The sequence below is a fragment of the Microbacterium sp. CFSPD4_SD4 genome (genome assembly GCF_057364585.1).
Map to the genome: position 1 here is coordinate 269,707 of NZ_JBNFOC010000001.1, position 23,900 is coordinate 293,606.

Annotated in this window: 22 protein-coding genes and 1 tRNA gene; 18 read left to right on the top strand and 5 right to left on the bottom strand. The window is 70.7% G+C overall.

Features of this window, described 5'->3' with window-relative positions; all coding sequences use genetic code 11:
• Nucleotides 1-91: 91 nt before the first annotated feature.
• From AC2W7E_RS01360 to AC2W7E_RS01380, 5 genes are read left to right on the top strand one after another with little or no spacing between them, the layout of a single operon-like run.
• A complete protein-coding gene (locus tag AC2W7E_RS01360; protein WP_051582212.1) occupies nucleotides 92-1,645 on the top strand; it encodes a carboxyl transferase domain-containing protein in 1,554 nt (517 codons plus the stop codon).
• A 5-nt stretch (nucleotides 1,646-1,650) separates the two neighbouring features.
• On the top strand, nucleotides 1,651-3,585 hold the full coding sequence (locus AC2W7E_RS01365) for an acetyl/propionyl/methylcrotonyl-CoA carboxylase subunit alpha (protein ID WP_485988399.1): 1,935 nt from the start codon (nucleotides 1,651-1,653) through the stop codon (nucleotides 3,583-3,585).
• The gene (locus AC2W7E_RS01370) at nucleotides 3,585-4,733 is read left to right on the top strand and encodes an acyl-CoA dehydrogenase family protein (RefSeq protein ID WP_062635194.1); all 1,149 of its coding nucleotides are present in this window, start codon (nucleotides 3,585-3,587) and stop codon (nucleotides 4,731-4,733) included. The genes AC2W7E_RS01365 and AC2W7E_RS01370 overlap by 1 nt, the downstream gene beginning before the upstream one ends.
• A 15-nt stretch (nucleotides 4,734-4,748) precedes the next feature.
• Nucleotides 4,749-5,231 (top strand): MaoC family dehydratase, encoded by a 483-nt coding sequence (locus AC2W7E_RS01375; protein ID WP_371512203.1) that lies wholly within the window; start codon nucleotides 4,749-4,751, stop codon nucleotides 5,229-5,231.
• The gene (locus AC2W7E_RS01380; protein WP_485988400.1) at nucleotides 5,228-6,034 is read left to right on the top strand and encodes an HpcH/HpaI aldolase/citrate lyase family protein; all 807 of its coding nucleotides are present in this window, start codon (nucleotides 5,228-5,230) and stop codon (nucleotides 6,032-6,034) included. The genes AC2W7E_RS01375 and AC2W7E_RS01380 overlap by 4 nt, the downstream gene beginning before the upstream one ends.
• Nucleotides 6,035-6,042: 8 nt before the next feature.
• Here AC2W7E_RS01380 and AC2W7E_RS01385 read toward each other — a convergent pair whose 3' ends face one another.
• A complete protein-coding gene (locus tag AC2W7E_RS01385) occupies nucleotides 6,043-6,630 on the bottom strand; it encodes a histidine phosphatase family protein (RefSeq protein WP_025103424.1) in 588 nt (195 codons plus the stop codon).
• Entirely contained in the window at nucleotides 6,627-7,466 is an 840-nt protein-coding gene (locus AC2W7E_RS01390) for a Sir2 family NAD-dependent protein deacetylase (protein WP_025103425.1), read from the bottom strand. Before AC2W7E_RS01390 ends, AC2W7E_RS01385 begins: the two co-directional genes overlap by 4 nt.
• A gap of 65 nt (nucleotides 7,467-7,531) precedes the next feature.
• Here AC2W7E_RS01390 and AC2W7E_RS01395 point away from each other — a divergent pair, with 65 nt between their 5' ends.
• Nucleotides 7,532-8,338, top strand: a complete 807-nt coding sequence (locus tag AC2W7E_RS01395; RefSeq protein ID WP_025103426.1) for a TrmH family RNA methyltransferase — start codon at nucleotides 7,532-7,534, stop codon at nucleotides 8,336-8,338.
• A 9-nt stretch (nucleotides 8,339-8,347) separates the two neighbouring features.
• Here the strand turns inward: AC2W7E_RS01395 and AC2W7E_RS01400 are convergent, their stop codons facing one another.
• Nucleotides 8,348-9,175, bottom strand: coding sequence for an SGNH/GDSL hydrolase family protein (locus AC2W7E_RS01400; RefSeq protein WP_485988401.1), 828 nt, complete (start codon nucleotides 9,173-9,175; stop codon nucleotides 8,348-8,350).
• A 146-nt stretch (nucleotides 9,176-9,321) separates the two neighbouring features.
• On the opposite strand from AC2W7E_RS01400, the gene AC2W7E_RS01405 reads away from it, so the two are divergent.
• Both AC2W7E_RS01405 and AC2W7E_RS01410 read left to right on the top strand, forming a co-directional pair.
• Nucleotides 9,322-11,064 carry a DEAD/DEAH box helicase gene (locus AC2W7E_RS01405; RefSeq protein ID WP_029989244.1) on the top strand — a complete coding sequence of 581 codons (1,743 nt, stop codon included), beginning with the start codon at nucleotides 9,322-9,324 and terminating at the stop codon, nucleotides 11,062-11,064.
• A 130-nt stretch (nucleotides 11,065-11,194) separates the two neighbouring features.
• Nucleotides 11,195-12,292, top strand: coding sequence for a VIT1/CCC1 transporter family protein (locus AC2W7E_RS01410; RefSeq protein ID WP_025103429.1), 1,098 nt, complete (start codon nucleotides 11,195-11,197; stop codon nucleotides 12,290-12,292).
• A gap of 102 nt (nucleotides 12,293-12,394) precedes the next feature.
• On the opposite strand, the gene AC2W7E_RS01415 is transcribed toward AC2W7E_RS01410, so the two are convergent.
• Nucleotides 12,395-12,477: transfer RNA gene (locus AC2W7E_RS01415), tRNA-Leu, on the bottom strand.
• A 113-nt stretch (nucleotides 12,478-12,590) separates the two neighbouring features.
• On the opposite strand from AC2W7E_RS01415, the gene AC2W7E_RS01420 reads away from it, so the two are divergent.
• Together AC2W7E_RS01420 and AC2W7E_RS01425 are read left to right on the top strand one after the other, a co-directional pair.
• Nucleotides 12,591-13,886 (top strand): M20/M25/M40 family metallo-hydrolase, encoded by a 1,296-nt coding sequence (locus tag AC2W7E_RS01420; RefSeq protein WP_378870887.1) that lies wholly within the window; start codon nucleotides 12,591-12,593, stop codon nucleotides 13,884-13,886.
• Nucleotides 13,887-13,933: 47 nt separating this feature from the next.
• A complete protein-coding gene (locus AC2W7E_RS01425) occupies nucleotides 13,934-14,764 on the top strand; it encodes an undecaprenyl-diphosphate phosphatase (RefSeq protein WP_378870890.1) in 831 nt (276 codons plus the stop codon).
• Nucleotides 14,765-14,777: 13 nt separating this feature from the next.
• Here the strand turns inward: AC2W7E_RS01425 and AC2W7E_RS01430 are convergent, their stop codons facing one another.
• Nucleotides 14,778-15,626 (bottom strand): PAC2 family protein, encoded by an 849-nt coding sequence (locus AC2W7E_RS01430; RefSeq protein ID WP_025103432.1) that lies wholly within the window; start codon nucleotides 15,624-15,626, stop codon nucleotides 14,778-14,780.
• Between the two features lie 87 nt (nucleotides 15,627-15,713).
• Here AC2W7E_RS01430 and AC2W7E_RS01435 point away from each other — a divergent pair, with 87 nt between their 5' ends.
• Genes AC2W7E_RS01435 through AC2W7E_RS01470 form a run of 8 tightly spaced genes read left to right on the top strand, consistent with a single transcriptional unit; the run spans nucleotide 15,714 to nucleotide 23,897 of the window.
• A complete protein-coding gene (locus AC2W7E_RS01435) occupies nucleotides 15,714-16,397 on the top strand; it encodes an HAD family hydrolase (RefSeq protein WP_025103433.1) in 684 nt (227 codons plus the stop codon).
• Nucleotides 16,394-17,413 (top strand): tRNA (adenine-N1)-methyltransferase, encoded by a 1,020-nt coding sequence (locus AC2W7E_RS01440; RefSeq protein ID WP_025103434.1) that lies wholly within the window; start codon nucleotides 16,394-16,396, stop codon nucleotides 17,411-17,413. The genes AC2W7E_RS01435 and AC2W7E_RS01440 overlap by 4 nt, the downstream gene beginning before the upstream one ends.
• A 10-nt stretch (nucleotides 17,414-17,423) precedes the next feature.
• Entirely contained in the window at nucleotides 17,424-18,356 is a 933-nt protein-coding gene (locus AC2W7E_RS01445) for an FKBP-type peptidyl-prolyl cis-trans isomerase (RefSeq protein WP_485988402.1), read from the top strand.
• Nucleotides 18,356-19,348: a helix-turn-helix transcriptional regulator gene (locus tag AC2W7E_RS01450; RefSeq protein ID WP_485988403.1), complete on the top strand. Its 993-nt coding sequence runs from the start codon at nucleotides 18,356-18,358 to the stop codon at nucleotides 19,346-19,348. Before AC2W7E_RS01445 ends, AC2W7E_RS01450 begins: the two co-directional genes overlap by 1 nt.
• Nucleotides 19,345-20,328, top strand: coding sequence for a helix-turn-helix transcriptional regulator (locus tag AC2W7E_RS01455; RefSeq protein WP_485988404.1), 984 nt, complete (start codon nucleotides 19,345-19,347; stop codon nucleotides 20,326-20,328). Before AC2W7E_RS01450 ends, AC2W7E_RS01455 begins: the two co-directional genes overlap by 4 nt.
• A gap of 45 nt (nucleotides 20,329-20,373) precedes the next feature.
• Complete coding sequence (tatA, locus tag AC2W7E_RS01460) at nucleotides 20,374-20,610, top strand: twin-arginine translocase TatA/TatE family subunit (protein ID WP_025103438.1); 237 nt, start codon at nucleotides 20,374-20,376, stop codon at nucleotides 20,608-20,610.
• A gap of 57 nt (nucleotides 20,611-20,667) precedes the next feature.
• Nucleotides 20,668-21,426, top strand: a complete 759-nt coding sequence (gene tatC / locus AC2W7E_RS01465; RefSeq protein ID WP_025103439.1) for a twin-arginine translocase subunit TatC — start codon at nucleotides 20,668-20,670, stop codon at nucleotides 21,424-21,426.
• Nucleotides 21,423-23,897: a DEAD/DEAH box helicase gene (locus AC2W7E_RS01470; protein ID WP_315106007.1), complete on the top strand. Its 2,475-nt coding sequence runs from the start codon at nucleotides 21,423-21,425 to the stop codon at nucleotides 23,895-23,897. Before tatC ends, AC2W7E_RS01470 begins: the two co-directional genes overlap by 4 nt.
• Nucleotides 23,898-23,900 lie beyond the last annotated feature (3 nt).

A 23,900-nucleotide genomic window follows, 5' to 3' on the forward strand; every position in this document is an offset into this window, starting at 1 on the left:
CTGAATCAACGGGTTAGTGAACACTAACCGAGAATGCATGCAGCGCGCCAGGCTCCCACCCGGCGCGACGTGGGTCGAGGAGGACGTCACGATGCCGGCAACCCAGGAAGCGCTCGCCCAGCAGCTCCGCGACCGTCTCGCCGCGGCAGCGCAGGGCGGGCCGGCCGCCTCGCGTGAGCGACACGTGGCCCGCGGCAAACTGCTTCCTCGCGACAGGGTGGCGCGCCTCCTCGACGAGGACAGCCCGTTCCTCGAGGTCGCGCCGCTCGCGGCCGACGGCCTGTACGGCGGCGAGGCGCCCGGGGCCGGTGTCATCGCCGGCATCGGCCTGGTCCACGGCCGGCACGTCATGGTGGTCTGCAACGACGCCACCGTGAAGGGCGGGACCTACTATCCGCTCACCGTGAAGAAGCATCTGCGCGCGCAGGAGATCGCCCTCGAGAACCGCCTGCCCTGCCTCTACCTCGTCGACTCGGGCGGCGCCTTCCTTCCCCGCCAGGATGAGGTGTTCCCGGATCGGGAGCACTTCGGACGCATCTTCTTCAACCAGGCGCGGCTGTCCGCGCAGGGAATCCCGCAGCTCGCAGCGGTCCTCGGCTCGTGCACGGCCGGGGGCGCCTACGTTCCGGCGATGAGCGACGAGACCGTCATCGTCCGGGGACAGGGCACGATCTTCCTGGGCGGGCCGCCGCTGGTGAAGGCGGCGATCGGCGAGGTGGTCACGGCGGAGGAGCTCGGGGGAGGGGAGCTGCACGCCCGTCGCAGCGGCGTCGTGGATCACCTGGCCGACGACGACGAGCACGCCCTGGAGATCCTCCGCGACATCGTCGCCACGCTGCCGCCGCCGCTCGCCCCGGCCTGGGACGTCGGCGACAGTCGACCGCCCGCGGAGGTCGGCTCCCTGTATGACGTCGTTCCGGTGGACGTCAACGCCTCCTACGACGTGCGCGAGGTCATCGCACGCCTCGTCGACGGCGACACCTTCCATGAGTTCAAGGCCGAGTACGGCACCACACTGGTGACGGGTTTCGCGCGGCTGCACGGCCACCCCGTCGGCATCGTCGCGAACAACGGCGTGCTGTTCAGCGAGTCCGCGCTCAAGGGCGCGCACTTCATCGAGCTCTGCGATCAGCGGGGCATCCCCCTGCTCTTCCTGCAGAACATCACCGGGTTCATGGTCGGCTCCGATGCGGAGGCCGGTGGCATCGCGAAAGACGGGGCGAAGATGGTCACGGCCGTCGCGACCACCCGCGTCCCGAAGCTCACCGTCATCATCGGGGGCTCCTTCGGAGCGGGCAACTACTCGATGTGCGGACGTGCCTACTCTCCGCGGTTCCTCTGGACCTGGCCCGCGAGCCGGATCTCGGTCATGGGCGGACCCCAGGCCGCCTCGGTGCTGGCCACCGTGAAGGACGACCAGCTCTCGGCGCGAGGGGAGTCGTGGACCGCGGAGGAGCGTGCGGCGTTCGAGGAGCCGATCAGGGCGCAGTACGAAGAGCAGGGCGAGCCGTACTACGCCACCGCACGGCTCTGGGACGACGGCATCGTCGATCCGGAGCAGACCCGTGACCTCCTCGGACTCGCCCTGGACGTCGTCGCCCGCTGCCCTCTGCCCGAGCCGCGCTTCGGCGTCTTCCGGATGTGAGCCCCATGTCGCCTTCACCCGAACTCTCGTTCTCCTCGGTCCTCGTCGCGAACCGCGGCGAGATCGCGCGCCGGATCATCCGGACCCTCCGCGAGCTCGGCATCCGCAGCATCGCGGTCTACAGCGACGCGGACGCGGACTCGCCGCACGTCCGCGAGGCGGATGCCGCCGTGCGGATCGGTCCGGCACCGGCCGCGGAGTCGTACCTCGACATCGATGCCGTCATCGCGGCGGCTCGTGCCTCCGGAGCGGAGGCCATCCATCCCGGCTACGGATTCCTCTCCGAGAGCGTCGGGCTCGCGGAGGCGTGTGCGGAGAGCGGCATCGTCTTCATCGGTCCCACGGTCGAGGCGCTGCAGATCATGGGGGACAAGGCGCGAGCCCGTGAGCACGTGAGCCGCAGCGGCGTGCCCGTGGTGCCGGGGTTCGACGCGCGCGGGCTGTCCGACGCGGAGATCCGCGAGGAGGCGGAGGCTGTCGGATTCCCGCTCCTGGTGAAGCCGAGCGCGGGCGGCGGGGGGAAGGGCATGGAGGTCGTCGCCGACAGCACGGGTCTGGCGAGCGCGCTCAGCTCCGCCCGACGGGTCGCGGCATCCGCCTTCGGCGACGACGCGCTCATCCTGGAACGTCTCATCCGTCGACCGCGACACATCGAGGTGCAGGTGTTCGGCGACGCCCACGGCACCGTCGTGGCGCTCGGCGAGCGCGAGTGCACGCTCCAGCGTCGTCATCAGAAGGTGGTCGAGGAGGCGCCGTCCGCCGGGATCCCGTCCGCGACCCGCGACCGGCTGCTCGCGGCGGCGGTGCGGGCAGCGGAGAGCGTCGCCTATGTCGGGGCCGGCACCGTGGAGTTCCTCGTCGACGCGGACGCCCCGGAAGACGTCTTCTTCATCGAGATGAACACCCGGCTGCAGGTGGAGCATCCGGTGACCGAGGAGGTCACCGGACTCGACCTCGTCGCGCTGCAGCTCCGCATGGCCGATGGACAGAAGCTCGACGTCGAGCCCCGCACGACCGGCCATGCCGTGGAGGCGCGGGTGTACGCCGAGTCGCCGGAACGGGGGTTCCTGCCCTCGACGGGGACCGTGCTGCTCTTCGAGGCGCCTCCGGGCGTCCGGGTGGATGCCGCCGTCGAGTCCGGGAGTGTGGTGAGCGGGTTCTACGACCCGATGATCGCGAAGGTCGTCGCGTGGGCGGAGGACAGGGAGACGGCGCTGCAGCGCCTGGACGACGCCCTTGCCCGCACCGTGGTGTTGGGCGTGGAGACGAACATCGCGTTCCTGCGCCAGCTGCTTCAGGACCGCCGTGTGCGCGAGGGAGACCTCGACACCGGCCTCATCGAGACCCTGCTCCCGCTCGCACCGGTGCCCCCGTCGGCGGCGCAGCTCGCGGCGGCCGCCGGCGTCGTGCAGACCCGCTCCGCGACGGTCACCGCGCGAGAGGGCGCCGGCCCGCTGTGGCACAGCCTCCCGGGATGGCGTCTCGGAGCGGCGCCGTGCGCCCCCGAACCCGTCGCCCTGCTCACGGACGACGAAGAGATCGTGCGCGCGACGCCACCCCTGGTGCGCGCCGACCGGGTGCACGTGGCCCGCGAGGCCGAGGGCGCGGTATGGGTCAGCGAGGAAGGGCGGACGCTCCGGCTGCGTCCCCTGGACCGCCGCGGCCGGATGCGCAGGCGCCTCGCCGCCGCGGAACGCGAAGCCAGGGCCACGGAGCCCGAGGCTCGCGCCCCGATGCCCGGCGGGGTCGTGGCCGTTCACGTCGAGGACGGGGCGGCGGTCCGCGCGGGAGCGCCCCTCGTATCGATCGAGGCGATGAAGATGGAGCACCCCGTGCTCGCGCCGCACGACGGCGTGGTGCGGCTGCTGGTCGCGGTCGGCGACCAGGTGCGGCGCGACCAACCGGTCGCCCGCGTGACGATGACGGAGGAGGACCGATGATGCACGATCTCACCGAGGAGGAGCGCGAGCTCGCCGCGATGGTACGCGAGTTCGCCGACACGGTCGTCGCGCCGCAGGCGTACGAGGCGGATCGCACGCACACGCTCTCCATGGACGTCGTGCGGCAGATGGGGGAGCTCGGTCTCTTCGGACTCCCCTTCCCCGAGGAGTACGGCGGGCAGGGCGGCGACTACATGGCGCTCGGCCTCGCCATCGAGGCTCTGGGACGGGTCGACCAGTCGATCGCGATCACCCTCGAGGCCGGGGTGAGCCTGGGCGCGATGCCCGTCTTCCGCTTCGGCACCGAGGAGCAGAAGCGCGAGCTGCTGCCGGATCTCCTCGCCGGTCGCGCCCTCGCCGGGTTCGGACTCACCGAGCCCGAGGCCGGGAGCGACGCCGGGGCGACGCGCACGACGGCGCGGCTCGACGGCGACGAGTGGGTGATCGACGGCTCCAAGCAGTTCATCACCAACTCGGGCACTCCGATCACCCGTTTCGTGACGGTCACCGCGGTCACCGGCCAGAGCGAGGGACGCAAGGAGATCTCGACGATCATCGTCCCGAACGGTACGCCGGGATTCACGGTCGAGCCGCCCTACGACAAGGTGGGGTGGAACGCGTCGGACACCCATCCGCTGACGTTCGACGGAGCGCGGGTGCCGGCGGGCAATCTCCTCGGCGAGCGGGGGAGCGGATTCCGCAACTTCCTCAGCATCCTGGACGAGGGCCGCATCGCGATCGCCGCCCTGTCGACCGGCGCGGCGGAGGGGTGCCTGGAGGCGGCGGTCGAGTACGCCAAGAGCCGCACCATCTTCGGCAGCGCCCTCAGCACGCGGCAGAACGCCCAGTTCACGCTGGCGCGGATGAGGGCGCGCGTGCATACCGCACGGCTCGCCTGGCACCACGCCGCACGCCTCCGTGACGCGGGAGAGGCGTTCGCCGAGCAGGCGGCCATCGCGAAGCTCGTCGCGGGCGAGGCCGCGATGGACAACGCCCGCGATGCGACGCAGATCTTCGGCGGCAACGGCTTCATGAACGAGTTCCCGGTGGCGCGCCACTACCGTGACTCCAAGATCCTCGAGATCGGCGAGGGGACCACCGAGGTCCAGCTCCTCGTGATCGCCAGGGCGCTCGGACTCGCCCGGTAGCGTGGAGGCATGACCATGCGCGAGGTCGTGCAGCGCGGCCTGTACTACGAGGAGTTCGAGACCGACGTCCGGTACGTGCACCGCCCCGGTCGCACGGCTACGGAGGCGGACAACGTCCTCTTCACGACGCTGACGATGAACACCCAGGCGCTGCATCTGGACGCGGCGTTCGCCGATGCCCAGGAACCGTTCCACGCGCGCCTCATGAACTCCATGTGGACGCTGTCGACGATGGTGGGGTCCTCCGTCGCCCAGCTCACGCAGGGGACGCTGGTGGCGCAGCTCGGCCTCGGCGACATCGCCTTCCCGCATCCGCTGTTCGCCGGGGACACGCTCACGACCGAGAGCGTCGTCGTCGACAAGCGGCTCTCGTCGTCCCGTCCCGGCCAGGGCGTCGTGCAGATCGCGCACACCGGACGCAACCAGGACGGCACGGTGGTCGCGACGGCCGTCCGGACGGTGCTGGTGCGCTGCCGGCCGGAGGAGGACGCCGCATGACCTTCGACCTCGGCCCTGCCCTGCTGTTCTGCCCGGCGGACCGCCCGGAACGCTTCGCGAAGGCCCAGGAACGGGCGGATGCCGTGATCCTCGATCTGGAGGACGCCGTGCTGCCGGAGGCGAAGAACGAGGCCCGCGAGAACATCGTCGCCGCGGACCTCGACCCCGCGCGCGTCATCGTGCGCGTGAACGCCCCGGACTCCGCGGCGTTCGCGGACGACCTCGAGGCGTTGGCTCGCTCGCCGTTCCGGACCGTGATGGTGGCGAAGACGGAGAGCGGGGAGAGCCTGGACGCCTTCGACGCTGGCTTCACCCTGCTCGCGCTGTGCGAGACGGCGCGCGGGATCCATACGGCGCCCGAGATCGCCGCGCACCCGGCGGTCGCCGGACTGATGTGGGGCGCGGAGGATCTGGTGGCCTCCCTCGGCGGCACCTCGTCCCGCAACACGGAGGGCGGCTACCGCGACATCGCGCGCTATGCCCGTTCCCGGGTGCTCCTGGAGGCCGGTGCGCACGGCAAGGCGGCGATCGACGCGGTGCACGTCGACATCGGCGATACCGCGGGGCTGGAGCGGGAGGCGGAGGATGCGGCGGCGTCGGGGTTCCGCGCGACGGCATGCATCCATCCGAGTCAGGTCGCGGTCATCCGGGCGGCATATGCCCCGGACGCCGAGACCGTGGCATGGGCGCGCGAGGTGCTCGCCGCTGCGGCTCAGGAGCGCGGTGTGTTCCGCTTCCGGGGGCGCATGGTGGACGAGCCCGTCCTGCGCCACGCGCGCGCCGTGGTCTCCCGCGCCGGCTGACCGTCCCGTCAGAGGACGGGCGTCTCCTCGAGCAGCCGGAGGTAGCCGGGTGCCGCGACGAACCGGTGCGCGGAGCCGTTGCGCAGCACCTCGCCGTCCCGGGGGAGCGTACCGCCGGAGACGTGGTCGATGACGGCGCGGATGACTCCGCCGTGGGTCACCACGAGCACCGACTCCGCCTGCGGCGCCGACCTCCGCCGCGCGTCGCGCGCGATGCGGTGCAGCGCGGCGATGGCGCGGACGCCGACCTCGTGCAGCGATTCCGCGCCGGGGACCTCCGCGTGCCAGTCGCCGTAGGTCGAGATGTAGTCGGGGACGAGCATGCCCTCGCCCTCGCCGAACTCCCGCTCCCGGATGTCGGGGACCACGCCGGCGATCTCCAAGCCCAGGCGCTCCGCGATGATGCCTGCGGTCTCGCTCGCCCGCACGAGCGGGCTCGTGTAGACGGCATGGTGCGTCGTGCCGGCGAGTTTCTCTGCCGCCCACCGCGCGTCCTCGCGGCCCGTCTCGTTCAAAGGGATGTCGGTCGACCCCTGGATGCGGCGGGCGAGGTTCCAGTCGGTCTGACCGTGGCGGATGAGGGTGAGATAGGTCACGACAGCATCTCCTGCAGGGCGGGGAGCACGTCGCTGGTGCCGGCGGCGATGGTGACATCGGCCCAGGCGTCCGCGCGGGTCGGCTCGCGATTGACGATGATCAGAGGGATGCCGCGTCGACGTGCCCGGTTCACGAGGCGCACGCCGGAGTTCACGACGAGAGAGGAGCCGGCCACGATGAGCGCGTCGCTGGAGCGCAGCAACGATTCGGCGGCACGGAAGCGGTCCTGCGGCACATACTCTCCGAAGAACACCACGTCGGGTTTGAGCATGCCCGCGCACACGGTGCAGGTCGGGACCACGAAGCCCTCGGTGCTCTCCGGGAGCACGTCGCCGTCCGGAGCCAGCGCCACGCTCTCCGGGACGGTGATCCAGGGGTTGCGCTCCTCGATCTGCACGGCGATGTCGCGACGGTCGAACACCTGACCACAGTGCAGGCAGAGCACGCGGCGCATGGTCCCGTGCACCTCGATGACGTGCGAGCTGCCCGCGCGGAGGTGCAGTCCGTCGACGTTCTGGGTGATGACACCCGAGACCACGCCCCTGGACTCCATCTCCGCGAGTGCACGGTGGCCGGGATTCGGGGCGGCCCGGGCGAAGGCACGCCAGCCGAGGTGACCGCCGACCCAGTAGCGGCGCCGGGCGGCCTCGTCGCCGAGGTAGGTCTGGATCGTCATGGGGTCGCTGCGGGTGCGCGCCCCCTCGCCGCGGTAGGCGGGGATGCCCGAGTCGGTCGAGATGCCGGCGCCGGTGAGAAGGGCGATCCGCTTGCCGCGCAGCAGGTCGGCGGCGTGGGAGAGCTCGGCCGACGGCTCGGCGGTGTTCGTCGCGCTCACAGGACCTCCTCGATCGAGTCTACGGGGCGCGGGGTGGACGAGAACCGGGATGGCAGAGTGGAGCGGTGTACCTCCAGCATGTGACCGACATCGACGACGCGCGGCTGGACGACTACCGCGGCCTCACCGACACCGCCCTCCGCGCCGTCCGCGAGCCCGCGGAGGGACTCTACATCGCCGAGACCACCAAGGTGATCGAGCGCGCGCTGGCCGCCGGGCACGAACCCCGATCGGTGCTGGCCTCGGCCCGGCGCGTCGACGAGGTGCGGCGCATCCTGGGGGAGCGCGCCGTTCCGGTGCTCGTGGTCCCGGACGAGGTCGCGGAACAGGTCACCGGCTATCAGGTCCACCGCGGAGCCCTCGCCGCCATGCGCCGTCCGTCTCTGGCGCCGGTCGCCGACGTGGTGCGCGACGCGCGGCTGGTGCTGGTGCTGGAGAACCTGGGCGATCACACCAACGTCGGCGCCGCCTTCCGCGCCGCCGCCGGCCTGGGGGCGGATGCGGTGCTCGTGTCGGCGCGCTGTGCCGACCCGCTCTACCGTCGCAGCGTCCGGGTGAGCATGGGCACGGTGTTCCAGGTGCCCTGGACCCGGATCGACGAGTGGTCGTCGGCGGTCTCGGATCTCCGTGAGGAGGGCTTCGACATCGCTGCCCTCGCGCTCAGCGACACAGCCGTGGATCTCCGGATGTATGCGGCACGGCGGCCCGAGAAGGTGGCGCTGCTCTTCGGAGCCGAAGGCGACGGTCTCACGCGGACCGCGCTCGACAGCGCGGACACCGTGGTCACCATTCCGATGGCCGGCGGCGTGGATTCGCTCAACGTCGCCTCGGCCGCCGCCGTGGCGCTGTGGGCACTCGCTCCCGCGGAGTGAGAGCGCGCGTCACTCCTTGCCGGGGGGGATGACCGGGGAGGGCTCGGGGCGCTTGGCAGCGATGTGGTCGCCGGAGGACTGGTGGCGCAGCCGGCGGAGCACCCAGGGCACGAGGTGCTCCCGGGCCCAGCCGAGGTCTTCGCTGCGGGCGGCACGCCAGGTCCGCAGCGGCAGCGGCTCGGGCTGCATGGCCTCGAGGTCGTTCGGAACGTTGAGGGCGCGGAGCACCATCCGCGCGACCTCGTGATGGCCGAGGGCGTTGTAGTGCAGCCGATCGTCGTCGAAGAATCGCGCATCCTGCACGACCTTCAGTGCCCACTGGTCCGCGACGATGCAGTCGTGGCGCTCGGCGATCGCGCGGACGTTCTCGTTGTAGATCGCGACCTTGCCGCGGAAGGGACGGAACACCGGCGTGAAACCCGTGTCGATGCCGGTGAAGACGACCACGGCCGCGCCGGTGGACGACAGGCGCGCCACCGCGTCCTCCAGCTGTGCGGCGATGGCATCCGGATCGGTGCCGGGGCGGATGACGTCGTTGCCGCCGGCGCAGATCGAGATGAGGTCGGGGCGCAGCGCGACGGCGGGCTCCACCTGATCGGCGACGATCTGCGCGATGAGCTTTCCTCGGACGGCGAGGTTGGCATAGGCGAAGTCGTCGACCTGCTGGGCGAGCACCTCGGCGACGCGATCGGCCCAGCCGCGGTGACCCCCGGGGGCCGCCGGGTCCGGGTCGCCGATGCCCTCGGTGAACGAGTCGCCGATCGCGACGAACCGGCGCCACGGGTGCGGAGTCTCGTTCGCGACGTACGGGGTCCTGGTCGATTCCTGATCGCTCATCCGGCTCTCCTTCGCGAAGGCGTGCGCGCACGATGGTGACCGCCGCGCAGTGACCGAGCCTACCCGTGCCGGTGCCTTCGAGGGGGGACGCGCGCGGCACCCCCGCGGATGCCGCGGTGTCGGTGGGAGCGATTATCGTGGAGTCGATGCTCTCTCCGTCCTTCCCTCAGCGCGCCCCGTGGGGAACGGCGAACAAGCTGCGGGCATGGCAGCAGGAGGCTCTGGACGCGTACTTCCAGGCCGACCAGCGTGACTTCCTCGTGGCCGCCACACCGGGCGCCGGCAAGACCACGTTCGCGCTCACCCTCGCGGTCGAGCTCATGCGCATGGGCGAGGTGAACCGGGTCATCGTCGTGGCACCCACGGAGCACCTGAAGACCCAGTGGGCCGACGCCGCCGCCCGCGTCCACATCCGGCTCGACCCGCGCTTCCGCAACAGCGACTGGGCACCGGCGCGGCACTATCACGGCGTCGTGGTCACGTATGCGCAGGTCGCCGCGAAGTCGTCGGTGCACCGTCACCTGACGGAGGACGCGAAGACCCTGGTCATCCTCGATGAGGTGCACCACGGCGGCGACGCCTTGAGCTGGGGCGACGCGATCCGCGATGCTTACGGACCTGCGAAACGCCGACTGCTGCTCTCGGGGACCCCGTTCCGGAGCGACACCGCACCGATCCCGTTCGTGGAGTACCTCCCGGACGAGACCGGAGCCCGGGTCTCCAGCACCGACTACGCCTACGGGTACGGCCGCGCTCTCGCGGACGGCGTCGTCCGTCCCGTGCTCTTCCACATGTATGCCGGGAAGATGCGGTGGCGGACGAGTGCCGGCGACGAACTCGAGACCCATCTGGGACAGGACAACACGAAGGACGTCACCTCGCAGGCCTGGCGAACGGCCCTCGACCCCGAGGGCGACTGGATGCCTGCTGTGCTCTCCGCGGCGGATCGCCGTCTGACCGAGATCCGGCACCACATCCCGGATGCTGGCGGACTCGTGCTGGCGACGGATCAGACCGTCGCCCGGGCCTACGCCAAGATCCTGCACAGCATCACCCGCGAGCAGCCGACGATCGTGCTGTCCGATGACGCCACCGCCTCCGAGCGTATCGAGAAGTTCTCGGAGGGCACCGCCCGGTGGATGGTCGCGGTGCGCATGGTCTCGGAGGGCGTCGACGTGCCGCGGCTCGCGGTGGGCGTGTACGCGACGTCGTCGTCCACCCCGCTGTTCTTCGCTCAGGCCATCGGCCGCTTCGTGCGGGCGCGTCGTCGAGGCGAGGCGGCGAGCGTCTTCCTCCCGCACGTCCCCGTGCTGATGAAGCTCGCGAACGAGATGGAGAAGCAGCGCGATCACGCGCTCGACCGTCAGTCGAAGGACGACGACGGCCTCGAGGACTCGCTGCTGGAGAGCGCGAACCGCGAGGACGAGGCCTCCGACGCGCTGACCCAGGAGTTCAGCTACCAGGCCATCTCCTCCGTCGCCCACTTCGACCGCATGGTGTTCGACGGGAAGGAGTTCGGCCAGCTCGCCGAGCCGAACACGCCCGAGGAGGAGGAGTTCATCGGCTTCCCCGGTCTGCTCGAGCCCGAGCACGTGCACGAGCTCCTGATGCAGCGGCAGGCCCGCCAGTCCCGGCACCGCGAGGTCCGGGAGGCCCAGGCCGACCCGACGCAGACGACGACACTGCCGGCGCCGCTGCATCGCACCCTGCGCGAGCAGCGCCAGCTGCTGAACAGCCTGGTGGGCCTCTACGCCCGGCAGTCGGGCCAGCCGCACGGCGCCGTGCATGCCGAGCTCCGTCGTATCTGCGGCGGTCCGGCGGTGGCGCAGGCGACCGTGACGCAGCTGCAGTCCCGCATCGAGGTGCTGCGCAAGCGCGTCCGCTCCTGAGCACTTTCCGGTCGCTGCTTCGGATCCCCGAAATGCTGGCAATCCGTGCCAGGACGCGGCCGGGGCGGCACCGCGCGGATAGCGTGGAACGGTTGCCCGGATGCCGGGCACCGTGACACCTGGAGGTTCCATGACAGCCCCTGCCGCAGCCGATTCCACGGCCGCCGATCGACGGCGCTGGGCTCGCTATCTCGTCGAGGAACGGGCGGAGGGCGCCGTCTATCAGCGCCTCGCGGCCCGCCGGTCGGGGGAGGAGCGGGCGATCCTGCTCGGGCTCGCCGAGGCCGAGCGCCGCCACGAGAAGCACTGGCTCGACCTGCTGGGCGGCGAACCGACGCGCCTGCCGCGGGCCGGGGTCCGTTCCCGCCTCCTGGGGTGGATGGCCGGCCGTTTCGGCTCGATCTTCGTCCTCGCCCTCGCCCAGAGCGCCGAGGCCCGCTCTCCGTACGACGCCGAGCGCTGGGCCACCCCGGCCATGCGCGCCGACGAGAAGGTCCACCATGAGGTCGTCCGCGGTCTCGCCGCGCGCGGCCGCCGGCGCCTCTCCGGCTCCTTCCGCGCGGCCGTCTTCGGGGCGAACGACGGTCTCGTCAGCAACCTCGCCCTCGTGCTCGGCATCGGCGCCACCGGCGTGAGCTCGGGTTTCGTCCTGTTCAGCGGCATCGCGGGTCTCCTCGCGGGCGCACTGTCGATGGGCGCGGGGGAGTTCGTGTCCGTGCGGTCGCAGCGGGAGCTCCTCACGGCCACCGAGGCGAACGAGGATGCCGCGGCGGCCGCGGCCGACCTCGACATCGACGAGAACGAGCTCGCGCTCGTGTACCGCGCCCGCGGCATGGATCAGGGCGAGTCGCTGGCCCGGGCCCGTCGCATCGTCCAGGCGGCCCAGGAAGGCGTCCGGCGTGCGGCTACGGGGCCGGTGGCCGTCCAAGGCGGCGACGCCCACGAGGTCGTCGGCAACGACTGGACGGCGGCCATCTCCAGCTTCCTCCTCTTCGCCTCCGGCGCGATCGTGCCCGTCCTGCCCTGGATCTTCGGCATGGAGGGCACCGCGGCGATCGTGCTCGCGCTCGTGCTGGTCGGTATCGCGCTGCTCAGCACCGGTGCGATGGTCGGCGTCCTCTCCGGAGGACCGCCGCTCCGGCGGGCCCTGCGGCAGCTCGCCATCGGGTTCGGCGCGGCTGCGGTGACCTACGCGCTGGGTCTGCTCTTCGGCGTCGGCGCGGTGTGACGGTCCTGCGGTCCCGCTCGCGCGGGACCGCAGCGCACCGCCATGACCGCACCGGAAACCACGAAGGCCCCGGATCCGTGGATCCGGGGCCTTCGCTCTCTGTGCGCGGAGGGGGACTTGAACCCCCACGCCCTATCGGGCACTAGCACCTCAAGCTAGCGCGTCTACCATTCCGCCACCCGCGCAGGTGTTGGATTTGATCGTTGCCGACCGAAGAATGAGATTAGCACGTTCTCGGAGGCGTCTCGAACCGAGCGTGACGCCCGGGCGTGGCACGCGGTTTCGATAGCCTGAGTCCATGACCGATTCCTCCCTGCCGGAGGTCGCCCGCGTCGCGAGCGACCTCATCCGCATCGACACCTCCAACTACGGCGGCGGCAACGCGAAAGGGGAGCGGGAGGCGGCCGAGTACGTCGGGGCGTACCTGGAGGAGCTGGGACTCGAGGTCGAGTACTACGAGCCCATCCCGCGGCGCACGAACGTCATGGCGCGGGTCCCGGGCCGCGACCGCACCAAGCCGGCTCTCGTCGTGCACGGCCACCTGGACGTCGTGCCCGCGGTCGCCGAGGACTGGACGGTGGATCCGTTCGCCGGCACCGTGCAGGACGGCATGCTGTGGGGTCGCGGCGCGGTCGACATGAAGAACATGGACGCGATGATCCTCACCGCCGTGGCCGACATCCTGCGCGCGGGGGAGCAGCCGGAGCGCGACCTCGTCCTGGCGTTCTTCGCCGATGAGGAGAACGGCGGGGTCGAGGGCTCCGCGCTCGTCGTGAAGGACCGGCCGCAGTGGTTCGCCGGGGCGACGGCCGCGATCAGCGAGGTCGGCGGCTACTCCATCTCGGTGGACGACCGTCGGGCGTACCTGCTGCAGGTGGGCGAGAAGGCGCTGATCTGGATCCGCCTCGTCGCCACCGGCCGGGCGGGGCACGGCAGCCGCCTGCACGAGGACAACGCCGTCACGAAGCTCGCCGAGGCCGTCGCCGCCATCGGCCGCACGCGGTGGCCGGTCCGGCTCACGCCGACGACGGAGGCGCTGCTCGAGGGCCTGAGCGCGCTGAGCGGCCGGAGCGCCGACGACCCCGACGCCCTCGCCACCGCGGCCGGCCCGGCTGAGGCCTTCCTGCGGTCCACGTTCCGCACGACGACCAACCCGACGGCTCTCACCGCCGGCTACAAGCACAACGTCATCCCGGAGCGCGCCGAGGCGCTGATCGACGTCCGCGTGATCCCGGGGACCGAGGACGACGTGCTCGCGGAGCTCCAGCGCATCGTGGGTGACGACATCCGGATCGAGACCGTGGTCCGTGACATCGGCATGGAGACGCCGTTCACAGGGGAGCTCGTCGAGGCGATGGTGGCGGCGCTGGGGCGGCACGACCCCGGTGTCCCCGTCATCCCGTACCTCCTGGGCGCGGGAACCGACAACAAGGCGCTGGCCACGCTCGGCATCACCGGCTACGGCTTCGCCCCGCTGCGCCTGCCGGCCGATCTCGACTTCACCGGGATGTTCCACGGAGTCGACGAGCGGGTGCCCGTAGACTCACTTGTCTTCGGTCAGCGGGTGCTGGCCGATCTGCTGCGCACGTACTGAGCGGCGTCCACGCGCTCCGTGCCGCCCCGAAAGACGAAGGCCTCTCCATGCACCTGCTCGAAGCACTGATCCTGGGAATCGTCCAGGGTCTCACCGAGTTCCTGCCGATCTCCTCCAGCGCCCATCTGCGGGTCGTGGGGACGTTCCTGCCCTCCGGGGAGGACCCGGGCGCGGCGTTCACCGCCATCACGCAGATCGGCACGGAGGCCGCCGTCGTCGTGTTCTTCTGGCGCGACATCGTCCGCATCATCTCCCAGTGGCTCCGGTCCCTCGCCGGAAAGGTGCCGCGGAACGACCCGGACGCGCGCATGGGGTGGCTCATCATCATCGGCAGCATCCCGATCGTGCTGCTCGGACTCCTGTTCCAGGACCAGATCGAGACCGTCTTCCGCTCGCTCTGGATCGTGGCGATCATGCTCATCGTGTTCGGCATCCTCCTGGGCATCGCCGACCACGTCGGAGCCAAGCGCCGCACGCTCGACGATCTGACCTACCCGCACGGCATCGCCTTCGGACTCGCCCAGGCACTCGCCCTCATCCCCGGGGTCTCGCGGTCCGGCGGCACGATCACCATGGGGCTGTTCCTCGGCTACGAGCGCGCCGCCGCCGCCCGCTACGCGTTCCTGCTGGCGATCCCGGCCGTGTTCGGCAGCGGCTTCTACCAGCTGTTCAAGAGCTGGGGCGAGCCGTCCTTCTTCTCGCTCGGCGACACGATGGCCGCGACAGGGGTCGCCTTCGTCGTCGCGCTCGGCGTGATCGCGTTCTTCATGAACTGGATCTCGAAGCGCAGCTTCCTGCCGTTCGTGATCTACCGGATCCTGCTCGGCGGCGTGCTGCTCGTGCTGCTCGCGATGGGCGTGATCCCGGCCTCGGCCTGAGCCGGACGCCTGATCAGCGCTTGCGGTCGCCGCGGCCGTCGTCGCGGCGCCGCAGGTAGCGCTCGAAGGCCTGGGCGATCGCGTCTCCCGACGCATCGGGGGAGTCCCATGTGTCCCGCGTGCGCTCCAGCTGCCGGATGTACTCCGCCATGTCCTCGTCCTCGGATGCGGCGGCATCGATCGACGCCTCCCAGGCCGCGGCTTCCGTGCGGAGGTGCCGGCGGTCGACATCCACCCCGGTCAGCTCCTCGAGACGGTCGAGGAGGGCCAGGGTGACCTTCGGCGAAGGGGCGGCGGAGGCGACGTAGTGCGGGACGCTCGCCCAGAGGCTCACGGAGGGGATGCCCGCGTTCTCGGCGAAGTGCTCGAGAACGGTGAGGATGCCGACCGGGCCCTCGTACACCGACCGCTCCAGCGCATGCGCCTCCCGGACCTGCTCGTTCTGGCTCGACGCGAAGATCGAGATCGGGCGAGTGTGCGGCACGTCGGAGAGCATAGCGCCGAGGGTCACGAAGCCGGTGATGTCGTCGCGCAGGGCGACGTCGATGAACTCGGACGCGAACGCCTGCCAGGTGCGCGCGGGCTCGGCGCCGGTGAGGAGCCAGAACTCCGGGCCGGGTCCTGGCTCGCGCGGACGCCACAGCCCCGCCTCCGGCCACGTCATCTGACGGCGGCCCTCGGCGTCGAGCCGGGTGGCGGGTCGCGTGTACTGGTAGTCGAAGTAGAGTTCCGGGTCGACCGAGTGCACGAGGTCGTAGCCGCCCGCCGCCTGCAGCGCGCCGACGGCTCCGGTCGCGGCCTCACCGGCGTCGTTCCAGCCGTCGAAGGCGGCGATGATGATGCGCGAACCGAGAACGTCCATGCCGTGCTCCCTTCGAGGTCGTGGCTCCGTCCCCCCAGGCTAGCCCGCGTCGAGGGGATGTGGGCGGGCCCGGCTAGCATGGGTTCAGTGAGCAACAAGCCCCGCGCGGTCCTCTGGGACATGGATGGAACACTCGTCGACACCGAGCCGTACTGGATGGCGGCCGAGACCGCACTGGTGGAGTCGTTCGGCGGTACGTGGTCCCATGAGGACGCCCTGCAGCTCGTGGGCAGCGGCCTCATCGACAGCGCGATCATCCTCCAGGGCGCGGGGGTCGACATGGCCCCCGAGGCGATCGTCTCCCACCTCACGACGGCCGTGCAGGAGTCGCTGCGGGCCCAGGGCGTCCCCTTCCGGCCGGGCGCCCAGGAGCTTCTCCGCGATCTCCGTGCCGCCGGTATCCCGACCGGTCTGGTGACGATGTCGCTGCGCCGGATGGCTCTCGACGTGGTCGGGCTGATCGAGTTCGAGGCCTTCGACATCGTCGTGGCCGGAGATGACGTCGACAACCCCAAGCCGCACCCGGAGCCGTACCTCCAGGCCGCCGCGCTCCTCGACGTCGACATCGCCGAGGTCGTGGTCATCGAGGATTCCCCGACCGGTCTCCGCGCGGGCCTCGCCTCCGGCGCTCTGACGCTCGGCGTGCCCCACATCGTCCCGCTCGACGGCCTCGGCGCCCACGAGCTGTGGCCGACCCTCGACGGCCGCGGTGCCGCCGACCTCGTGGAGCTCTTCGGCTCCCGCGCTGCGATCACGGAGGCCACCCGATGACGACCACGTCCGCCCCGCGCCCCAGCGGCCCCTTCCGGGAGGGCGACCGCGTACAGCTCACCGGCCCGAAGGGTCGCCTGCACACCGTGACGCTCCGCGAGGACGGCGAGCTGCACACGCACCACGGGGTCCTCCGGCACCGCGACCTCATCGGGCTCCCTGATGGCTCGGTCGTGGCGAACAGCTCCGGGCACGAGTACCTGGCGCTGCGGCCGCTGCTGCGGGACTTCGCGATGTCGATGCCCCGCGGTGCCGCGATCGTGTACCCGAAGGACGCGGCGCAGATCGTCATGCAGGCCGACATCTTCCCGGGCGCCACCGTCGTCGAGGCCGGTGTCGGGTCCGGTGCTCTGTCGCTCTCGCTCCTCCGGGCCGTGGGCTCCACGGGGCGCCTGCTCTCCTTCGAGCGCCGCGAGGACTTCGCCGAGGTCGCCCAGGCCAATGTGGAGACCTTCTTCGGGGAGCGCCCCGACTCCTGGCGCGTCGTCGTCGGAGACCTCGTCGCCGCGCTGCCCGTGGAAGTCGAGCCCGGCACCGTCGACCGGGTGGTGCTCGACATGCTCGCGCCCTGGGAGTGCATCGAGGCGGTCGCGGAGGCGCTGACCCCCGGCGGTGTCGTGCTCTGCTACATCGCCACCGCCACGCAGCTCTCCCGCGTCGCCGAGTTCATCCGCGGCACCGGGCTCTTCACCGACCCCGAGGCGTCGGAGACCATGGTCCGCGGGTGGCACGTGGAGGGGCTGGCTGTCCGGCCGGACCACCGCATGGTCGCGCACACGGGGTTCCTCCTCACGGCTCGCCGGCTCGCCCCGGGTGCCGTGGCCCCGTCTGTGAAGCGTCGGGCCTCGAAGAGCAGCTACAGCGACGAGGACGTCGAACTGTGGACGCCGGGCGCGGTGGGCGATCGGGAGATCACGGACAAGAACCTCCGCAAGCGCGCGCGAGAGGCCGGGAAGGCGGCTGAGGGCGCGCGGCTGGCGGCGGCATCGCGCGAATCCGAGCACACGACGGAATAGACTGGAGCGCGTGCGTAAAACGTCCGCCGTTCTGGCCTCCCTCAGCCTCGCCGCCCTCGCTCTGACGGGGTGCAGCGTGACCTCTTCGTCCGCCGACGCCTCGTGCGATCGTGGCGGACACGCCAACGGCATCGACAGCGCCGTCACCGTCTCCGGTGAGGTCGGCTCCGAGCCGGACGTCGAGATCTTCGCGCCGGTGCGCCTCACGGAGACGTCCTATGCGGACGTCGTCACGGGGGACGGCCGTGCACTCGTCGACGACGCCCAGCCGCTCGTCGCCCAGATCTCCATCTACGACGGGGCGACCGGCAAGCAGGTTTTCGCGACCACGTACGACGAGGACACCACGCGCGCCTCGACCATCGGGTCCTGGGCCGCGCAGTCTCCCGGACTCGCCGATGTCCTGGAGTGCGCGACCGGCGGCAGCCGCATCGTGGCGGGTCTGACCCCGGAGGACTTCGGGGAGGCGAATCTCGGCGGCTTCGGCATGGGCCAGGACGACATCGCGGTGTTCGTCATCGACGTCGTCGACGCGTTCCTCCCGAAGGCCGAGGGCACGCTGCAGTTCAACGACGCGCAGGGCATGCCGACCGTCGTGCGCGCCGACGACGGCACTCCCGGCATCATCATCCCCGACAGCGCCGCCCCGGACGAGCAGATCGTCCAGACGCTGATCCGCGGCGACGGCGAGGAGCTGACGGAGGAGCAGACGCCGCTCGTGCACTTCACCGCGGTGAACTGGGACGACAAGACCGTCGTACAGAGCACCTGGGGCCAGTCCGCCACCGACGGCATCCGACAGATCGCCGCGCCGGTCGCGGATGCGCTGGTCGGGAAGCCGGTCGGCTCGCAGGTCCTCGTCGTGCTCCCCAAGACCGAGAGCTCCCCGGCCATGGCCGTCGTGGTCGACATCCTCGGCGTGTCCCCGGTCGCCGCACCCTGATGGCCGCCCGGATCCCTGCCGAAGAGCGCCTGACGAATCTCGTCGTGGCGCTGATGGCCACGGAGATCGGGCTCACCAAGCAGCAGATCCTCGACAACGTCTCCGGCTACCGCCAGCGCGCCGACGCGGGGACGCGGTCGGATGCGCTCGAGAAGATGTTCGAGCGGGACAAGGACGAGCTCCGCTCGCTGGGTGTCCCCATCGAGACCATCGGCGACGCGGCGGACCCGAACGACCTCCGTGAGGCGAGGTATCGCATTCCGCAGGCGGAATACGATCTGCCAGGGGACATCGAATTCTCGCCTGCCGAGTTGGCCGTGCTCCGCCTCGCGGGCAGCGTCTGGAGTGCGGAGTCGGTCTCGGGAGACGCACAGTCCGGTGTCCGCAAGATCCGGGCCCTCGGCATCGACGGCGACGAACCGATCATCGGCTTCGCGCCGCGGATCACCGCCCGCGACCCCGCGTTCGCCCCGCTGCAGGACGCGATCGAACGCAGCAGGGTGGTGACCTTCGACTACGTGAAGCCGGGCGAGGACGCTCCTCGACGGCGTCGGATCCGGCCCCTCGCCCTCGTGGACTATGAAGCGCGCTGGCACGTGTACGGCGTCGACGTCGACATCGACGAGGACCGGACGTTCCTGTTGAGCCGCATCGTCGGCGACGTCGTCGTCAGCACGAGTACCTTCGACCCCGCATTGCGCGAAGGGGCGGGGGAGCGGGCTCTGCGAGGTCTGGAGCGCGTCGCCGCGGAGAACTCGGCACTCCTGGAGGTGACGCCCGGCACTGAGGCCGCGTTGCGGCTCGGGCGGCGGGCGACGCCCGCGGCGCAGGGTATCCACGTGCCCTTCGTCGATCTGCACATCTTCGCGGACGAACTCGCGTCCTACGGTCCCGAGGTCCGCGTCGTCGAGCCCGCACGACTCCGCGATGCCGTGATCGGCCGCCTGCGCGCGGTGGTCGAAGCCCACACCGATGCGGAGGTGTCCGCATGAGCGCGGCTCCCAAGCCTCTCCTCGCCGCGGAGCGCGTGCGTCTCTACCTGACGCTCGTCCCGTACCTGCTCGAGCACGGACAGGTCTCGCTCGCCGAGGCCGCCGAGGAGTTCGGCGTGACCCCGCGGGAGATGCGGGCCATGGTCGAGAAGCTGACGGTCATCGGCCTGCCGGGCGAAGCGGGCTACTGGCAGCAGCCGCAGGAGATGTTCGACATCAACTGGGATCTCCTCGACCTCGAGGACGTCATCGAGATCACGAACGACGTGGCCCTCCGCCGCGTGCCGCGCTTCACCGCACGAGAGGCGGCAGCCCTGCTCGCCGGTCTGCAGATGGTCGCAGCCGTCCCGGCCGTATCCGACTCCGGCCTCGTCGCCGGCCTCATCTCGAAGCTCTCGCGCGGTGCCGCCGATGCGCCGGCCGACGTCGTCGTCGCCCCGACCGCGGTGGACGAGGTGCGTGAGGTCGTCGCGCGCGGTCTGCAGAACGGGGTGGCCGTGTCGTTCACGTACCAGGCTCCCGATGCCGAGCCCACCACCCGCACTGTGGATCCCGTGCAGATCCTCATCACGAACGGACAGTGGTACCTGCAGGGCTGGTGCCATATGCGCGAGGCGATGCGCACGTTCCACCTCGATCGCGTCAGCGCGCCCACCCTCACCGACATCCCCAGCACTCACGGCGGCGACCGGGTACCGGAGGCGTTCGCCGGGCTGGAGGAGGAGCGCGAGGTCACCGTCCGCGTCCCGGAGCGCCTCGCTCCGCTGTTCAGCGGTTTCGTGCCCACGGAGACGCTCCGCGCCGGCGACGGGATGGTGACGACGCAGCTCCACCTCGCGGACCCCCGCGGCATCAAACGGCTCGCGGCCCGTTTCGGCGGTGCGATGGAGGTCACGGATCCGGGGATCGCGCGGACCGCCACCCGGGAGTGGGCCGCCGCGGGACTCGCGCTCTACCACCGGCCTGATGCCGAGGTTTGATCTGTAGACTGGGGCGGAAAGCCCCCCTACGACGGGATTGTCGATATGTTCGCTGGAATGCAAGGCTGGCACCTGCTCATCGTGCTGGCCGTTATCCTCCTCCTCTTCGGCGCTGCCAAGCTGCCGGCTCTCGCGAAGAGCATGGGCCAGTCGGCCCGCGTCTTCAAGGGTGAGATGAAGGCCATGAAGGAAGAAGACGCGGTTCGTGCCGAGTCGGCTCCCGCGGAGCCGACGACGGTGAAGGACTCGGGCACCGACCCTGAGACTCCGCCTCGCGCCTGACCGGCCGTGGCAGCCATCGAACCGACCGTGATGCCGACGGCGGATCGGGATCGGCGGATGTCGCTGGGCGCACATCTCGTCGAACTGCGCAAGCGCCTCATGTACGCGGCGATCGCTCTGGTCGTCGGCATGGTCGTGGCGTTCATCATCGCGGACCCGGTCATCCACTTCATCACCGGTCCGATACGCATCATCTCGGAACAGCGAGGTGATGACTTCAGCGCCCTGAACTTCGCGACAGTGACGTCCGCGTTCGACATGCGTATGCGCATCGCCTTCACGATCGGCCTGTTCCTCTCCGCACCCGTCTGGCTGTGGCAGATCTGGGCCTTCATCATGCCCGGCCTCACCCGCAAGGAGATCCGCTACACCGTCGGCTTCGTCGTCGCCGCGGTGCCGCTGTTCTTCGCGGGGTGCTATCTCGGTGTGCAGATCATGCCGCACGTCATCGAACTCATGTGGAGCTTCACGCCGGAGGGCGGAACCAACTTCTACTCCGCGCAGGAGTACTACGACTTCGTGTTCAAGCTGATGATCGTCATCGGCATCTCGTTCGTCCTCCCCGTCTTCCTCGTCGCGCTCAACCTCGCCGGCGTGATGTCGGGACGGGCCATCCTCAAGGGGTGGCGGGTGGCGATCCTCATCGCGACGATCTTCGCCGCGCTGGCGACCCCGGCAGCGGATGTGGTGAGCATGCTCATGCTGGCCGGCATCCTCATCGTCCTCTTCTTCGCAGCGGCAGGACTCTCCCTCCTCTTCGACCGACGCAAGCGCAAGCGGGACACCGCCGCCGGACTCGTCCCGGACGCCACATGAGTTCGCCGTCCGAGCGGTACGCGCAGGCTCAGGAGAGTGCGGCGCACCCGGAGACGGCGGCGTTCGCCGCGCGCCAGCGCTTCCAGCTCGATCCGTTCCAGCTCGCCGGCTGCCACGCCCTGGAGAACGGACGCAGCGTTCTCGTGGCCGCCCCCACGGGTGCCGGGAAGACCATCGTGGGGGAATTCGCCATCCACTTGGCGATGCAGACCGCGACGGACAAGGCGTTCTACACCACGCCGATGAAGGCGCTGTCCAACCAGAAGTTCCGGGAACTCGTCGATGTGTACGGTGCGGACGACGTCGGTCTGCTGACGGGCGACACCAACATCAACGGCAACGCACGCATCGTGGTCATGACCACCGAGGTCCTGCGGAACATGATCTATGCCGACTCCGCGGCTCTGCGCGACCTGCGCTACGTCGTGATGGACGAGGTGCACTATCTGGCCGACCGCTTCCGGGGTGCCGTGTGGGAAGAGGTCATCATCCACCTCCCGCCCCGCGTGCGCCTGGTCTCGCTGAGCGCGACGGTGTCGAACGCCGAGGAGTTCGGCGACTGGCTCGACACGGTTCGCGGTGACACCGAGGTCATCGTCTCCGAGATCCGTCCGGTGCCGTTGGAGCAGCACGTGCTCGTGCGCGACGACCTGCTGCCGCTCTTCGACGACCGTGCCGGAATCGCCACGGCCCAGGTGAACCAGGAGCTCATGCGCATCCGGTCGTTCACCGGCTCCACCTACGAGAGCAACCGTCAGGCGCACTCGTATCGCAGCAACCGGCACGCCGGGCGGCAGGCCCCCCGACCGCCGCGGGGCGGGCGTCGCCCCGTGCGCGCGGCGAACGCGCGCCGGATCGAGCGCATGGACCGCCCGGACGTGGTCGAGCTGCTGGAACGCTCGAACCTGCTCCCCGCCATCTTCTTCATCTTCAGCCGCGTGGGCTGCGACGCCGCGGTGCAGCAGGTACGGCGCTCCGGGCTCCGCCTGACCTCGGCGGAGGAGCGCGCCGAGATCCGGGCCATCGTCGAGGAGCGCACGCGCACTCTGCAGGACGAGGATCTCGGGGTGCTGGGCTACTGGGAATGGCTGGACAACCTCGAACGGGGCGTGGCCGCCCACCACGCCGGCCTCCTGCCGGCCTTCAAAGAGGTCGTCGAGGAGCTGTTCCAGCGCAAGCTGCTCAAGGTCGTCTTCGCGACCGAGACGCTGGCCCTCGGCATCAACATGCCGGCGCGGACGGTGGTGCTCGAGAAGATGGAGAAGTTCAACGGAGAGGCTCGCGTCGCGATCACCTCCGGTGAGTACACACAGCTCACGGGCCGCGCCGGGCGCCGCGGCATCGACGTCGAGGGGCACGCGGTCGTGCAGTGGAGCGAGGGCATGGACCCGCAGGCCGTCGCCGCCCTCGCGTCGCGGCGGACCTATCCGCTCAACTCCAGCTTCCGGCCGACGTACAACATGGCCGTCAACCTCATCGACCTGTTCGGCCAGGCGAGAGCCCGGGAGATCCTGGAGTCGTCGTTCGCCCAGTTCCAGGCGGACCGCGCCGTGGTCGGGCTGGCCAGACAGGTGCGGGAGGCCGAGGAGTCGCTGGCCGGCTATCAGTCGGCGATGGCGTGCGAGCACGGCGACTTCCCGGAGTACGCCGCCATCCGCCGCGAGCTGAGCGACCTCGAGAAGAAGAACCGGCAGGACACCCAGGCCCCGCGCGCTGCTCGGGACAAGCGGATGAAGCGGATCCAGACGCTCCGCACGCGGATGCAGCGCCACCCCTGCCACCGCTGTCCTGACCGCGAGAAGCACGCCCGGTGGGCCGAGCGCTACTGGAAGCTCAAGCGCCAGACCGATCGCACGCGCCGTCAGATCGAGACCAGGACCGGCACGGTGGCCCGCGTCTTCGACCGTGTCGTCGAGGTGCTGGAGACACTGGACTACGTCCGTCGCGACGAGGACGGGATGCACCTGACCGACGCCGGGCGCACGATGCGGCGGATCTACGGTGAGCGCGACCTGCTCGTGGCCGAATCGCTGCGTCAAGGCCTCTGGAAGGGGCTGGACGCGCCGTCGCTGGCCGCGATGGCATGCTGCCTCGTGTACGAACCGCGCCGCGACGAAGCGAATGCGGGGGAGCGGGGCCTCCCGAGGGGCGCCTTCCGAGCGGCATACGAGAAGACGACCGCTCTCTGGGCCGAGCTCGACGACCTGGAGCAGGACCATCAGCTCCCGGGAAGCGAGCCGCTGGCCGCCGGGCTCGCGGGTGCGATGCACGCCTGGGCGCGCGGCGGGATGCTCGACCGCGTCCTCATCGATGCCGACATGGCGGCCGGCGACTTCGTGCGGTGGGCGAAGCAGACCATCGACCTCCTGGATCAGCTGTCCATCGTCGCGGAAGACGCCGCGCTCGCACGCACCGCCCGGGCTGCCCTCGACGGTGTGCGCCGTGGCATCGTCGCCTACTCCTCGATGTGAGAT

Coding starts and splice junctions, on each gene's coding strand:
- AC2W7E_RS01410 (WP_025103429.1), top strand. CDS start 11,195: ATGACAGCCCCTGCCGCAGCCGATTCCACGGCCGCCGATCGACGGCGC.
- AC2W7E_RS01420 (WP_378870887.1), top strand. CDS start 12,591: ATGACCGATTCCTCCCTGCCGGAGGTCGCCCGCGTCGCGAGCGACCTC.
- tatC (WP_025103439.1), top strand. CDS start 20,668: ATGTCGCTGGGCGCACATCTCGTCGAACTGCGCAAGCGCCTCATGTAC.
- AC2W7E_RS01370 (WP_062635194.1), top strand. CDS start 3,585: ATGCACGATCTCACCGAGGAGGAGCGCGAGCTCGCCGCGATGGTACGC.
- AC2W7E_RS01425 (WP_378870890.1), top strand. CDS start 13,934: ATGCACCTGCTCGAAGCACTGATCCTGGGAATCGTCCAGGGTCTCACC.
- AC2W7E_RS01400 (WP_485988401.1), bottom strand. CDS start 9,175: ATGAGCGATCAGGAATCGACCAGGACCCCGTACGTCGCGAACGAGACT.
- tatA (WP_025103438.1), top strand. CDS start 20,374: ATGTTCGCTGGAATGCAAGGCTGGCACCTGCTCATCGTGCTGGCCGTT.
- AC2W7E_RS01360 (WP_051582212.1), top strand. CDS start 92: ATGCCGGCAACCCAGGAAGCGCTCGCCCAGCAGCTCCGCGACCGTCTC.
- AC2W7E_RS01375 (WP_371512203.1), top strand. CDS start 4,749: ATGCGCGAGGTCGTGCAGCGCGGCCTGTACTACGAGGAGTTCGAGACC.
- AC2W7E_RS01450 (WP_485988403.1), top strand. CDS start 18,356: ATGGCCGCCCGGATCCCTGCCGAAGAGCGCCTGACGAATCTCGTCGTG.
- AC2W7E_RS01365 (WP_485988399.1), top strand. CDS start 1,651: ATGTCGCCTTCACCCGAACTCTCGTTCTCCTCGGTCCTCGTCGCGAAC.
- AC2W7E_RS01430 (WP_025103432.1), bottom strand. CDS start 15,626: ATGGACGTTCTCGGTTCGCGCATCATCATCGCCGCCTTCGACGGCTGG.
- AC2W7E_RS01405 (WP_029989244.1), top strand. CDS start 9,322: ATGCTCTCTCCGTCCTTCCCTCAGCGCGCCCCGTGGGGAACGGCGAAC.
- AC2W7E_RS01380 (WP_485988400.1), top strand. CDS start 5,228: ATGACCTTCGACCTCGGCCCTGCCCTGCTGTTCTGCCCGGCGGACCGC.
- AC2W7E_RS01470 (WP_315106007.1), top strand. CDS start 21,423: ATGAGTTCGCCGTCCGAGCGGTACGCGCAGGCTCAGGAGAGTGCGGCG.
- AC2W7E_RS01440 (WP_025103434.1), top strand. CDS start 16,394: ATGACGACCACGTCCGCCCCGCGCCCCAGCGGCCCCTTCCGGGAGGGC.
- AC2W7E_RS01455 (WP_485988404.1), top strand. CDS start 19,345: ATGAGCGCGGCTCCCAAGCCTCTCCTCGCCGCGGAGCGCGTGCGTCTC.